We start from the raw sequence: 13,141 nt of genomic DNA, 5'->3' as shown, positions 1-13,141 counted from the left end.
CCCCTCAGAGCGCTTGCGCTTCAGCATCTTCGGTGGCGACGGCATCGGGTATCCGCCCCTGAAGAATGGCAATGCGCTTGATCAGTTCGGACAGGCCCTGCAAGGCCAGCAATCCGAAACCGATAGGGATGAGCAACCAGACCGGCCAGAGCACCAGCCCGCCAGTATTGTTCGAGGTTTCACCGCTGGCGATCTTCGCTTCCACGATGGGCCAGGAGAGATAGATCGTGATGAAGCAGAAGGGCAGCAGGAAGAAGATCGTGCCGAAAATCTCCACCAGCAGCTGCGTGCGCCGCGAGTAACGGCTGTAAAGCAGATCGACTTTCACATGTTCGCTGTGCAGCAGCGTATAGCCCGCGGCGATCAGGAAAACAGCCGAGAACAGATACCACTGCGCTTCCAGCCATGCGTTGGAACTGAGATTGAAAAGCTTGCGCGAAACCGCATTGATGGCGCTGATCAGCACCGCCACGAGTATCAACCAGGATACTGCTTTTCCGATGAAATCATTGGCCGCGTCGATAGCGCGCGACAACGCCAGCAAAACTGACATTGCTCCTCTCCTCCTTGTTCGGCCTCCTCAAGCCGTTTTCTTGAAGGATAGGTGCGGGGAAACTCACCCGCAAGCAGACGATAGTCGCAAGCGGCACACACTACCCACTAGTGGGTAATCAAGGGGCGATTCACCGCCGAAATATCCAGAATATGGTCTATTTTACTGTCCAGCTATACTGAGTCTATTTTCGATGGCATAGCGCGTAAGGCCGGCGGTGCTGGCAATACCGAGTTTCTTTTTGATATTCTTGCGGTGAGTCTCGACCGTTGCTTCCGATATGCCGAGTTTCGAAGCAATCTCACGGTTGCTGCTACCTTCGGCAACCAGAACCAGAACGTCGTTTTCCCGCGACGACAGGCCTTCCGCCTTCTTCTCGGCACTGTCGAGAAGTGCTTCCGAAACGCCGGACGAAAAGTAGGTTCCACCCGACGCAACCGCATGGATGGCGGCAACGATTTCATTCGTTGAAACATCCTTCAGGATGTAACCCGAAGCGCCGCGCATGATCGATGTCGAAATGTACTCGCGACTGTCATGCATGGAGAGCATCAGAATCCGTGTACCCGGCAATTGTCGCTTGAACAGCTCGATGGCGTCGATACCATTAAGAAGCGGCATATTAATATCCATCAACACAACGTCAGGCTTGACCGTTTGAGCCATTTCGAATGCCAGACGCGCATTCGACGCAGCGCCCGTAATTTCGATATCATCATAGGTCTCAAGCACTGCGCGCAATCCGTCGAGCACCAGAGGGTGATTGTCGACCAGCAATACACGTATCTTGCATTCTTTCGTCATGCGACTTCCGGGTTGAATAGTGGCGGCTTCAACATTGGCGGTTTCGTCATCGGTCTTTCGACTGCCGAAAGCGGCAGGCGCGCGGTCAACTGCGTACCATCACTGCCGGTTTCCACCAAGAGCACACCGCCGAAATGTGCCATGCGTTCCTGCATATTTCGCAGGCCGAGCCCCGATGTTGCACCTTTCATATCCTGCCCGGCAAAACCATTGCCATTGTCGGTCACCGTCATCGTCACGCACCCGTTCGAATCCCAAAGTCGCACACCGACCGCTCTCGCGCCTGCATGACGCTCGATATTCGTCAGTGCCTCCTGTGCAACCCGGTAAAGCGCCGTGCTCGGCTCCGGTTTCAGATTGACACGCAGTGTATCCGCTTCAAAACGGATTTTAATGTCTGTCCGTTCCGCGAAGTGCTCGAACAGTGCCTTTAGCGCTACCGTCATACCCAGATCGTCAAGAATGCGCGGCCGCAGATCATGCGATAGACGCCGCACTTCCTTGATGGCACCATTCAGCACATCAGCTGCCTTCTCAATGGCTTTGGGCGCACTCTCACTGCCCGTATTCACCTGACGGCTGGCCAGATCGATGGCATAGCGCACGCCGACCAGATTCTGCGAAATGCCATCGTGCAGTTCCCGGGCCAGACGCGCGCGTTCCTCCTCTTGCGTATCGATGATACGCTGAGCAAGCTCCTTAAGCTTGTTGTCGGCCATACGCCGCTCGCGCAGGTTCAACAACATACATGTCGCGAAAACCAGCATGACCGCAGGCACGGCGATGAGACTGACCACGAGAAACGTGGTGCGGATATTGGCGCGAAAATCGGCATTGGCCGCCGCTGTCTGGGCGTAAACATCATCCAGATAGACACCGGTTCCGAGCATCCATTTCCACTTGTCGAGACCGACAGCAAAAGACAGCTTGTCGGCGATCTCGCCGCTTGATGGCTTTTCCCATTTATACTGGTGCAGCCCCCCGCCCTGCTTCGCCTTGTCGATCAAATTGGCAATGACATGATCACCATCTGGATCGACCAGATCCAGCCAATTCTGACCCGGACGAAAGGTCTGGCGCGGATGAACAACATTATTGCCCTCATAATCATAGACAAAGAAATAACCATCGCGCCCGTAATCCAGCGATGTGAGAATACTCGTCACCTTCCGCATGGCCTCCGTGTCATCAGGACCAGCATCGTCATAGATTTTCTGGATCGCAGACAGAGCCAGATTGGTGAGGTTCAGAAGTTCAGTCTCCTTCGCCTTCAGCATGTTTTGTTCAAAGGTCGTGATGCTGCTCTGCACGAGATTGGCCGATTGCCACGTGATAAATGCCGTGACCGTCAAGATGGCGACAATCAAGGGCACAATAGCCAATGCCAGAATCTGATATCGAAGCGTCACGCCTAGCTCCTCCCAACTTCGCCGGACAGCTTATGAGCAACAACTCTAAAGCTCAGTTCCCGGTGACGGAAGAGGTGATATGCAAAGCCGCTTGCGCTTCGCTCGGTCTGGACACGGAGATGTCATGCGGATCGCCTCCAGCCAGTTTGACCATCCAACGGTCCATATCGTGGTTCAAAAGAAGCATTCCGACTGGCAGTTTCCCCCACTGGCGACCATACTCTTGATTATAACACATTGAAAATACGTCATTATTAGTATCGCCGCCAGATTTAATTAGGTGTCTGTTCGCAACAATTTCCAGGTTTGGATGTCTCATGGCCGTGTCAGCAGATCATCGAGAGCCGCATGCCATTCAGCACGATAAGGACGATGGAGTTGAACATTCAACACATCATGCCGGTCAGTCCAGGTTTCGTGCAACTGGAAGACGTCAGGTCGCTCCGCATCGACGTGAAGTGCGGCATGAACAAAGGTTTCTTCATGCCGCATGGCATCAATCACCGCACCAAGCAGTGAGCAGAACCGCTCACGCTTATCCGGCTTGACGTGAAAGGTGATGACATATGTTTCGCTCATGTTGCGTCCTCCATTTGGAAAGTTACGACAGCACCATTGCCCTACGCTTCTTCGCGATCGAGAAAACCGATCACCTCAGCAATGCGTCCCATCCCATCCAGCCGCACGATGTCAGTGCCACCGACCACTGCAGCGCCGCCGACTGGCGCCAGTGTCCAGGAAAAGCGAACGAACCGGCCATGAGCATCAGGTGTGCCGCGCAAGGTGAACGCATGACAGGGGAATTGTTCGCGAGCGCTGGCGATCATGGCGGCGATTTCCTCCCGACCGACCCCGGCCATCAACGGATCCGAATAACGGCTATCGGCAGTCCAGTTTTCTTCCAATCGGATGCGACGTGACTTGTCTTCGGCATCGTTCCACAATGCGAGGTAATTTTCAGCGATGATATTCGGGTTGGTCATCTGGCGTCCCCTTCTTTATGTAGGGAGAATGACAGGTATGTTGGGGCCGTTCGATTACCTCTGAGGTAATGGTATAGTCACCGCAGACCGACAAGGATGCCACCATGACTTTGCACAACCCCACTGTTGGCGATTTTCTGCGCGACTGGCGCGCTCGACGCCGGCTTAGCCAGCTTGACCTTGCTGGCGAAGCTGAGGTCTCTACACGTCACCTCAGCTTCGTGGAAAGTGGACGTGCAGCGCCAAGCCGCGAGCTTCTGCTGCGTCTCGCAGAACCGCTTGCGCTACCGATGCGCGAGCGTAATCGACTATTGCTTGCGGCGGGATATGCACCAATGCATGGCGAGCGGGCAATTGATGCGCCCGACATGGCTGCGGCTAAAACTGCAATAGAGACGATATTACGTGGACATTCGCCGTTCCCGGCGCTGGCAGTCGACCGGCAATGGAATCTTGTAATCTGCAATGATGCGGCGCAGGCTCTTCTTGATGGCATTGATCCCGCACTGCTTGCACCGCCGGTCAATGTCCTACGCGCCAGCCTTCATCCGAATGGGCTCGCCTCGCGCATTGTCAATCTGGCCGAATGGCGGCACCACCTGTTGGCACGGTTACGAGACGACGTGGATCGCAGCGCTGATCCTGCCTTGCTTGCATTGAATGAGGAACTGCGCGCATTGCCCGCGCCAGCGAGCCCGCGCCCGTACGGCTCTCCACAGAAGATTGCCGTTCCATTGCAGATCCGGAACCCTGCTAACGGCGATGTGTTATCGTTCATTTCGACGACAACGGTGTTCGGCACGGCAGTTGATGTCACGCTTGCCGAACTGACACTGGAGTGCTTCTATCCTGCTGATGAGGAAACCAGACGAGTCCTGATTGGCTAGCTTGCATATCTCTGATCTGCCAATTTTTTTCATAACCGGACTGACAGGAGGGCGCTATTTTATCGGCCTTCAGCGTCCTCCCTACTTATGGAGTTTTGGCAAGGTTGGCGAGCACCTGATGGTGCAGGGTATCGTTTGCAGATGCTATGCATTGACTGCCGGATGTGATTGCGAGCGGGGCTCCATGCCAATCGGTGATCCGGCCTCCAGCGCCGTTAATGACTGGAACGAGTGCACAATAATCGAAAGGCGACAGCCCTTCGTCGATGCATATATCGAGGCTTCCATCGGCGACACGTCCATAGGACATACAACTACCCCCAAAGACGCACCAACGTGTTGTTCTTTGAAGGCGCTCCAAGCGTCGCTTGTTACCATCATCGAACGCATCGGGATTACCCGTCGACATGAATGCCTCTTCCAATACAATTGTAGAGGCGGACCTAATCGGCACATTGTTCAGGGTTGTTGCCTCACCTGACACTCCAAACCAGCGGTCTCCGGTCGTGGGATTATCAATCAGTCCAATGACCGGGTTGCCATTATGAGCGAGTGATATCAATGTTCCAAAAACGGGCAGGCCAGCCACAAAGGCCTTCGTTCCATCGATCGGATCGAGAACCCAGACAAATTCCCGATCCAATCCCTCCGCGCCGAACTCCTCGCCGAGTATGCCATGATCTGGAAAGCGGTCATTGATACACTCACGCAACCTCTGTTCAACGGCTTTATCAGTGGCAGTGACCGGGCTTGCATCCAGCTTTGCAACCGGTCGCCGGTTTTCCTTATCGGCGGTCTCGATGATGTGACGCGCAATATCAGCCAAGTCATGGGCAAAGGTTGTATACTCACTGAGTAACCGGTGTGGCATGGCGGGAGGCTTTCGGTTGGTTGAGGTTGGGGACAGGTTTAATCACCACGCGATACACGTGAAAATCGGTTGCCGGCTTGAGGTATCGGCAACCGATTAATCTAAATGGCTCATGCCAATGCCATGATCAGGCCGTGCGAAGCGCAGTTTGCCGCGCCATTTCCTCAATCAGGTTAGATCTGAGATTTTCCAGCTGGCAAATTCGCAAATGCTCGCACGAATTGCGCGCTGCATCGATGGTTGCATGGCGAGCGGCATCTGGCAATTCATCCAGCTTGAGCGCCCGCTGCATGACCTCGGGAAACTTGGCGGGATGAGCGGTGGACAGACACACAATCCTGACGCCTGACGGCAGTTTGTCTTGCACCATTTCCACAGCTGCAACCGCAACCGCAGTGTGAGGGTCGATGAGATAGTGCTGGTCGGAATTATAGACCTCGCGGATCGTGGTCAACGTGTCTTCGTCGGCGACAGAAGCGGACAGGAATTTGTCTTGAATGCCACTTGCCGTTTCGGCATCGAACACGACCTTCCGGCTTTGGGCAAAATCGCGGATCCACTGTTGAATACGCTTTGAATCGCGGTTGGTCTGGAAATACAGGAAGCGCCAGAAATTATAAGGCGCCACAATATCGATTGCGGATGAAGGCGTTTGCACCAGATCATTGCGTGGGAAAACACCGGTCGAAATCGCCGAGTGAAGAGCGCCATTAACATTGTTGGCGCAAACGAATTTCGCTACTGGAAGCCCCATGCGGCTGGCAAGGAACCCGGCGAAAAGATTGCCGAAGGCACCCGATGGCACTGCAAACACGATTGGATCACCAACCTTCTCTACGGTTCTGAAATAGGCGTAGAAATAGTGCACCGTCTGGAACATGACCCGGCACCAATTGATCGAGTTCACACTCGACAGGTGGAGTCTGCGCTTCAGCTCTTCATTACCAAACAGTTCGGCGACCACCAGATCGAGATCATCGCCGCCATCCGGACAATTCTCGACGGCGACCGGATGCACATTATCGGCACGCAGTGTCGTCATTTGCCGTTCCTGCTCACGTGAGATCATCCCGCGAGGATAGAGCGGCCAGCAGTCGATATGGCGTTTTCCGGCCGCTGCCCACGCGGCGGCTGGTCCGGTGTCACCGGTCGTGGCCAGCACAATGTTCAACCGCTTCTGACGCCGCTCGAGCAGATAATCTATCGTCTCCATCAGGAAGCCCATCGCCATGTCTTTGAAAGACTGGGTCGGGCCGTGGAAAAGCTCCAGAACCCTGATGTCGGGCTCCCCACTGATTGGAACAAGCTTGACAATGTCCGAATGCTGGAAGTCCCGATAACTGTCGTTGATCAGCCGTTTCAGATCCTCTGACGGGATGATCGATGGGTCGATGTAAGGCGAGACCAGTTCGAAAGCGAGCTCTTGAAAGCTAAGCTTTGACAAAGTCTGCAGTTTTTCCTGACTGATCACCGGGATCGCATCAGGAACAAACAGCCCGCCATCGGCAGCAAACCCTTGCAGTACGGCTTCATCGAAGCCGACAGGTTCAATCCCACCCGTTGTACTGACATATTGGATCATTGTATTCCTCCTTAACAAGATGACGGTCAGCGGCTGTCAGTTAGACAGAGCCTGATCTGCCATGAGTTGGGCGCAAACGGCCTTAGCTATCTGAATGTCCTGCACTGCGACACCGGTCAGATCTGCGATGGTGATATCGCTTTCATTTCTGCGTGCCTTTGCGCCAGCACGGATGACATCACCCAGTTCGAGAACATCCTTTTCGGCCAGATGGCCATCACGGACGGCATGAAAGATCTCGCCGCGAGTCCGGCATTGCTCGATACTGTCCGCCACAACGATGTCGGCCCAGCTGAATACCCGGCTATCAAGCTCTTGCTTTTCAGGCGTATCGGATCCTACTGCAGTGATATGCATGCCCGGCCGGATTTGTTCCGCCTTTATCAGAGCCTCGGTCGAAGGGGTTGTCATCACGATCAGATTGCAGGCCTCAGTGACGTCGCGGCTATGGCGGGTTGGTGTTACCTGATACCCCAGCGCGGTCATGTCCTCACAATAACGGCGCAGGCTATCATCAGAACGACCCCAGACCACCAGCTTGCGGCAGTCGGTTTCGCTGGCAAGATGCGTAACTTGCAGGCGGGCCATGGTGCCCGTGCCATAGACGCCGATCGCATCAATTTTTTTAGGCGCAAGATAACGCGCAGCAATACGGCCAGCCAATGCAGTGCGGATATTGGTAAGATGGCCCTCGTCGAGCAGGACCGATTGAAGAAAGCCGGTCTTCTGCGAGAACACTAACATCAGGCCCGAACCGGACGCCAAGCCGCGCGACGGATTATCGTAAAACCCCGACGCAATCTTGATGACAAAGATATCATCGTTGCGAATATAGCCATATTTGATGTGCGTATCACCGGGCGGCTCGTCGAACAGCAATTCACCCACGGGTGGAACAACCACCTTGCCGTCGGAATAGGCAACGAACCCCGCCTCGATGAGCGGCGTCAGATCCGATGCTTCGACGACGGAGCGTATTGCGTCGAGTTGAAAAACGTTAGTCATAGACTGCCTCGAATGATTTTGGATACAGGAGGCCTAGCGCCCTATCGGTGGATAGTTGCGTTCCCAAATCCAGATTGTATGTAACGAACAGGTGTGGCCCTTCAGGCCACGACCCAATCAATCGTCGTGTCAGTGCCTCAATATCTGACGCAGAAACAGTGCCGTGCGCTCGTTCTTCGGATTACCAAAGAAAGTCTGGGGATCGGCTTCTTCAATCAGTTCACCACGGTCCATAAACAGGACCCGATCCGCAACGGATTTGGCGAAGCCCATTTCGTGGGTCACGCAGATCATCGTCATGCCGCCCTGCGCGAGATCGACCATCACGTCGAGCACCTCGGATATCATTTCCGGATCAAGAGCGGAGGTTGGTTCATCGAACAGCATGATCTGCGGCTTCATGCAAAGAGCTCGCGCGATTGCCACCCGCTGTTGTTGACCGCCTGAAAGCTGGATCGGATATTTGTGGGCCTGTTCCGGGATTCTGACGCGCTCCAGATAATGCATGGCGATTTCGGTTGCCTGTTTCAGGGGCGTTTTACGGACCAGGCGCTGGGCAATGGTAAGATTGCGCAGAATGGTCATGTGCGGAAACAGATTGAAGCTCTGGAAAACCATACCGACTTCACGCCGGACTGCATTAATGTCCTTGGTCTTGTCGGTAAGCTCGTGGCCGTCGATGAAGATATCGCCGCTGGAATGTTCTTCCATCCTGTTGATGCAGCGGATCAGCGTTGACTTGCCAGAGCCGGATGGACCGCATACGACAATCTTCTCGCCGCGGTGCACCTTGAGGCTAACCTGCTTGAGCGCCTGGAACTTGCCGAAGCTCTTGTTAACATTGACCAGTTCAATCATCGTGTCTTTAACTTCATTCATAAAGGTCACTTTCAAGATACTGTTTCGCTTCAGCGCACCATGTGGCGGCCAAGATAATCCTCAAGGCGCTTGATCCCCGTCTGTAGAATCCAGGTCAGGACGATGTAGACGCAGGCCAGCGACAGGAACACTTGGTAGGGAGCGAAGGTTTCAGCGACAATCGTGCGGGCGATACCGGTCATGTCGACCAGAGTAATTGTGCTCGCCAGCGCGGTCGATTTCATCAGGCTGATGATCTCATTGCCGTATGCAGGCAGACATATGCGGAAAGCGAGCGGCGCAGTTATATAGACAAAGCGGTGTATCGAGTTCATTCCAAGTGCAGCACCAGCTTCGGTCAGTCCGCGTTCTACAGCGAGAACCCCGCCTCGGAAAACCTCAGAAACATAGGCCCCAACATTGAGCGACAGCGCAACAATGGCACAACCAAACGGGTCTCTGAGTATGGGCCAGAACATGCTGTCACGGATCCAATCCAGTTGGGGAAGGCCGTAATAGATGATGAATATCTGGACCAGAATCGGAGTGCCCCGGAAAACATAGATATAGAGCTGCGCGGGCCACGAAAGCCACCATCTGCCGCTCAGCCGCATCAGGAGTAGAATGACAGCGATCAGGGTCCCAGCGGCTAGCGAAACAACCATCAACTGGAATGTCATGGCAAATCCGCCCAGCATGCGCGGCAGCGCATCAAGGAAAATGCTCATATTCATGATGGCCTCCGCTGCAAATGCCGGTTGGCTAAATGCTCGAGCAGATTGACTGAGAGTGTGATGATGCTGGAAAAGAAGAGGTAAATCAGGCCGACGACGATATACATCGTAAAGGGTTTCCCAGTGACGCCCGCAGCCTGCTTGGCGACAAAAAGCGTTTCATTCAGCCCGATGATCGAGATCAGCGCCGTGTCCTTGATGAGCGACAGCATGTGATTACCAAAGGCTGGCAAGGCCGTGCGCCACATTTCGGGCAGGCGAATATAGACGAATGATTGCAGCGCATTCATTCCCAGGGCACGTGATGCTTCGACGCTGCCGGGCTTCACGCTCTTGAATGCCCCACGGAATGTTTCGGTGGCATAGGCACCCACAACCAGAGCAATGGCTATAGATCCGGCCCAGAATGGTGGGATGTCAATGAACTTGATTGCCGGATTGAAAAACCGTGCAATGGTCGTCAATGTGACAGCCGAGCCAAAATACAGCAACAGGATGACAAGTATTTCAGGCGTACCGCGAAAGAACACCGTGTAAACATTGCCGATAGCATTCAGCACCCGACTGGAAGACAGCTTGGCGGCCGCGCCAAGCAGTCCGAAAACCACCGTCAGAATCAAGGAACAGATAAACACTTTCGCAACGATGACAGATGCGAAGAGATAGTTATCCCACCAACCGTTTAAGGCTTCCAATTTGCTTCTCCGTCTTTTTGAGAAAACAGGATCGACGGATTATTTGTTGGCCCATGCATCATCGTGAATCGGGAATGGGAATATCTTCAGGGCATACTCCTTGAGCTTGCCTTCGCGAATGAGCTGGCGAATGGCATCGTCTATCCTGCCACGCAATTCATCTTCGCCTTTGCGCAAACCGACCCCAACGCCGGGACCAAAATACTCAGGCTCATTGATCTCTGGACCTACCAACTCAAACTTGCCCTTCCCCTCACCCTGAAGGAAAGAGAGATAGGCCTTCATCGGATTGGTCATGATCATGTCGACCCGGCCATTCTTGAGGTCGAGATACATGGGCTCGACACCGTCATACATAACCAGATCGGCATCAGGCAGCTTGGCCTTGAACCAGTCGAAATAGGTCGAGGCACGTTCGACACCTATGCGCACGCCCTTGAATTTATCAGGGATCGGCTGACCGCTTGCGTCAAACATATCGGCACCCTTTCCGGCCCGACCAACCAGATGCGCGACTGACTTGCGATAGGGAATGGAAAAGTCAATCTGCTGCTTGCGCTTGTCGGTGATCGACATGGAGGCAATGATCAGATCAAACTTGTTGGCGAGTAGCGCCGGGATTAAGCCATCAAAGCCCTGACAAACATATTCAAGCTCATAGCCGGTGATTTGGGCTATGCCTTTGGCCACATCCACGTCATAGCCTTCAAGATTGCCTTCCGCTGTGCGGTAGTTGAACGGCGGGTATGTGCATTCCAAGCCGACTCGCAAGGTTTCGCTGTGGGCCAGCGATGTGCTGACCAGCATTGTCGTAACAGCGCCCAAAACAGCTGACTTCCACATTTTCATGGTCTTTGTTCCCTTTGTTTTTTCGCCTCCACAAGCATTCAGTGCAGCTAGAGCGCCGATGAAATAACTTGCGTAAGCCCTGTAATTTCGATTTAGACTATGATATCTAAAATGGACTGTCTAGTCTATTTTTTTCGCATGTTGCCGCTATACAATCAGGATCAACTGAGGGTATAGTTTGGGAACAAAAGGGATTTTTGATTAAGGAAAACAGCCTCTTGAGCCATGAGATAAGCCCGAATCTGTTGCCCTATGTGCCGGTTTGCGAGGCAATTGCGACGTTGTTTGCGCCTTTTGCGGAGGTCGTACTGCACGATCTTCCCAGCGCGTCAGTTGTTCATATCGCTGGAAATTTCTCCAAAAGAGAGCTCGGAGATCCGTCGAATCTTGATGAAATCAATTTTACGCCGGCGGATCGCTTGATTGGCCCCTATGCAAAAACCAACTGGGACGGGCGGCGGATAAAGTCGATCAGTTCTGTATTGCGGACCGCCGACGGGAAAGAAATTGGCGTGTTATGCATCAATGCGGACATGTCTGTTTTCGAAAGCATGGTGCTGACGCTACAGAATTTCGTCTCGGTTCCGTCGACACAGGGTGAGATGGAAAGTCTGTTTCGCGATGACTGGTTCGAGCGCATCAACAATTACATTCAGCACTGGACGGCGGCGCGGAGCCTTAACATATCGGACCTGTCGCGCGCCCAGAAAAAGGAACTCGTACAAGCGCTCGCTGATAGCGGTGCATTCAGCGGCAAGAATGCGGCGGGATACATATGTCGTTTGCTGGGAATGGGACGCGCCACGGTTTACAACTATCTTAATGGCAATAGCAGTGCCGATGACGAGGCAGGCTAGAGAAACATTGCTCCAGGCTTTTGGCATTCACATGTGATGAGGCGGTTTGATGACAAACGCTTCGAGTTTTGTTTGCCGATCAGGAATCTTCTCGTTTCTGGCGCTGGTGACCTGCCGGTGTCTGTGGAGTGTTGCGGCTAAAAATGGTGACTGACAAGCGCTGCACCCAAACCCATGAGAATAGTGCCGCAAGTCTTTGGCACTAGCCAACCAGATCGATCGCTGTTGAACCGACCAAAAGCGAATGAGGCGACAGCTACTGCCGCAACGTCGGCTATCGAGAAAATCAGGTTCACCACAACGCCCAGAACAAGAAACTGGAGCCAGAGCGGGACTTCGGCTGTCGGCTGTACAAATTGCGGCAGAAAGGTCACAAAAAATAGCGCAGTCTTGGGATTGAGAACCTCAACAATAATGCTATCTCGAAACGTCTTTGACACCGGGTTGCCGGAATGATCGCTCGTCTTGTTCCAATCAAAGAAGATGACCAGCCCCAGCCAGACAAGATAAGCTGCACCGGTAAATCTTATGATCATATAAGCGGTCGGAGCATGCTCTATCAGCGAGGCAAGGCCAATCGTAGCCGCTGCAATATGAACATAGCAGCCAAGATGAACGCCGAGCGCTGCCATCAAACCAGCATTGCGACCGTGCGCAAGTGTTTGCGCGGTCATATAGAGTATTGCTGGTCCCGGTATGCAGGCAAAGGTCAGCGTCGCAACCGCAAACGGTATCAATAACTCCAGCGACAACATGATGGTTCCTCCCCCATCGGCCAAACGCTGGGAGATTTAGGCTTCACTGAAATAGAATGATATACGGCAGGCGCCGTATTTAAACGGCAGTGATGCCTGGATAGCGTACTCTTGGTTAACTTTTTTTGATTGCCCGAAGCGGTCTTATGAGACGACGCATGAACTGGTTATCCAGTTCAAGATATCGTCAAGCTTGGGCAGAGGCTAGCACTACTTTGGCAGTTTAGATTCTCGGGCGTGTGCCAGGAGCTTCTGACAGTGCGGGCATCTGCCGGGTGGCGACCGCATGAAGAGGTCGA

General features: G+C 53.6%; 15 protein-coding genes. 2 read left to right on the top strand and 13 right to left on the bottom strand.

What is annotated here, in order from left to right; all coding sequences use genetic code 11:
• Positions 1 to 4: 4 nt before the first annotated feature.
• The 5 genes from QBD01_RS22880 to QBD01_RS22860 all read right to left on the bottom strand — a co-directional run bounded on the left by QBD01_RS22880 (position 5) and on the right by QBD01_RS22860 (position 3,749).
• On the bottom strand, positions 5 to 553 hold the full coding sequence (locus tag QBD01_RS22880) for a TRAP transporter small permease subunit (RefSeq protein WP_078339979.1): 549 nt from the start codon (positions 551 to 553) through the stop codon (positions 5 to 7).
• Positions 554 to 715: 162 nt separating this feature from the next.
• Positions 716 to 1,357, bottom strand: a complete 642-nt coding sequence (locus QBD01_RS22875) for a response regulator transcription factor (RefSeq protein ID WP_182522455.1) — start codon at positions 1,355 to 1,357, stop codon at positions 716 to 718.
• Positions 1,354 to 2,766 (bottom strand): cache domain-containing protein, encoded by a 1,413-nt coding sequence (locus tag QBD01_RS22870; protein ID WP_280994668.1) that lies wholly within the window; start codon positions 2,764 to 2,766, stop codon positions 1,354 to 1,356. Before QBD01_RS22870 ends, QBD01_RS22875 begins: the two co-directional genes overlap by 4 nt.
• Before the next feature lie 315 nt (positions 2,767 to 3,081).
• Complete coding sequence (locus QBD01_RS22865; protein WP_280994667.1) at positions 3,082 to 3,345, bottom strand: antibiotic biosynthesis monooxygenase; 264 nt, start codon at positions 3,343 to 3,345, stop codon at positions 3,082 to 3,084.
• Positions 3,346 to 3,386: 41 nt separating this feature from the next.
• Positions 3,387 to 3,749 carry a nuclear transport factor 2 family protein gene (locus tag QBD01_RS22860; RefSeq protein ID WP_280994666.1) on the bottom strand — a complete coding sequence of 121 codons (363 nt, stop codon included), beginning with the start codon at positions 3,747 to 3,749 and terminating at the stop codon, positions 3,387 to 3,389.
• Positions 3,750 to 3,853: 104 nt separating this feature from the next.
• On the opposite strand from QBD01_RS22860, the gene QBD01_RS22855 reads away from it, so the two are divergent.
• Positions 3,854 to 4,636, top strand: a complete 783-nt coding sequence (locus QBD01_RS22855; protein ID WP_280994665.1) for a helix-turn-helix transcriptional regulator — start codon at positions 3,854 to 3,856, stop codon at positions 4,634 to 4,636.
• Between the two features lie 85 nt (positions 4,637 to 4,721).
• Here the strand turns inward: QBD01_RS22855 and hisN are convergent, their stop codons facing one another.
• The 7 genes from hisN to QBD01_RS22820 form a co-directional block, all read right to left on the bottom strand.
• On the bottom strand, positions 4,722 to 5,507 hold the full coding sequence (gene hisN, locus QBD01_RS22850; RefSeq protein WP_280994664.1) for a histidinol-phosphatase: 786 nt from the start codon (positions 5,505 to 5,507) through the stop codon (positions 4,722 to 4,724).
• Between the two features lie 127 nt (positions 5,508 to 5,634).
• Positions 5,635 to 7,089 carry a threonine synthase gene (gene thrC / locus QBD01_RS22845; RefSeq protein ID WP_280994663.1) on the bottom strand — a complete coding sequence of 485 codons (1,455 nt, stop codon included), beginning with the start codon at positions 7,087 to 7,089 and terminating at the stop codon, positions 5,635 to 5,637.
• Between the two features lie 36 nt (positions 7,090 to 7,125).
• Entirely contained in the window at positions 7,126 to 8,094 is a 969-nt protein-coding gene (locus tag QBD01_RS22840; RefSeq protein WP_280994662.1) for an ornithine cyclodeaminase family protein, read from the bottom strand.
• Between the two features lie 129 nt (positions 8,095 to 8,223).
• On the bottom strand, positions 8,224 to 8,973 hold the full coding sequence (locus tag QBD01_RS22835) for an amino acid ABC transporter ATP-binding protein (RefSeq protein ID WP_280994661.1): 750 nt from the start codon (positions 8,971 to 8,973) through the stop codon (positions 8,224 to 8,226).
• A 29-nt stretch (positions 8,974 to 9,002) separates the two neighbouring features.
• A complete protein-coding gene (locus tag QBD01_RS22830; RefSeq protein WP_182522463.1) occupies positions 9,003 to 9,686 on the bottom strand; it encodes an ABC transporter permease in 684 nt (227 codons plus the stop codon).
• Positions 9,683 to 10,381 carry an ABC transporter permease gene (locus QBD01_RS22825; protein WP_182522464.1) on the bottom strand — a complete coding sequence of 233 codons (699 nt, stop codon included), beginning with the start codon at positions 10,379 to 10,381 and terminating at the stop codon, positions 9,683 to 9,685. The genes QBD01_RS22830 and QBD01_RS22825 overlap by 4 nt, the downstream gene beginning before the upstream one ends.
• Positions 10,382 to 10,420: 39 nt before the next feature.
• A complete protein-coding gene (locus QBD01_RS22820) occupies positions 10,421 to 11,230 on the bottom strand; it encodes a transporter substrate-binding domain-containing protein (RefSeq protein WP_280994660.1) in 810 nt (269 codons plus the stop codon).
• 218 nt (positions 11,231 to 11,448) lie between these two features.
• On the opposite strand from QBD01_RS22820, the gene QBD01_RS22815 reads away from it, so the two are divergent.
• Complete coding sequence (locus QBD01_RS22815) at positions 11,449 to 12,087, top strand: PAS domain-containing protein (protein WP_280994659.1); 639 nt, start codon at positions 11,449 to 11,451, stop codon at positions 12,085 to 12,087.
• A 137-nt stretch (positions 12,088 to 12,224) separates the two neighbouring features.
• Here the strand turns inward: QBD01_RS22815 and QBD01_RS22810 are convergent, their stop codons facing one another.
• A complete protein-coding gene (locus QBD01_RS22810) occupies positions 12,225 to 12,842 on the bottom strand; it encodes a LysE family translocator (RefSeq protein ID WP_182522466.1) in 618 nt (205 codons plus the stop codon).
• Positions 12,843 to 13,141 lie beyond the last annotated feature (299 nt).

The organism is Ochrobactrum sp. 19YEA23 (genome assembly GCF_029909865.1).
Lineage (GTDB): Bacteria > Pseudomonadota > Alphaproteobacteria > Rhizobiales > Rhizobiaceae > Brucella > Brucella gambitense.
Note: the sequence above shows the minus strand (reverse complement) of the source record. Positions and strands in the feature narration are given on the sequence as shown.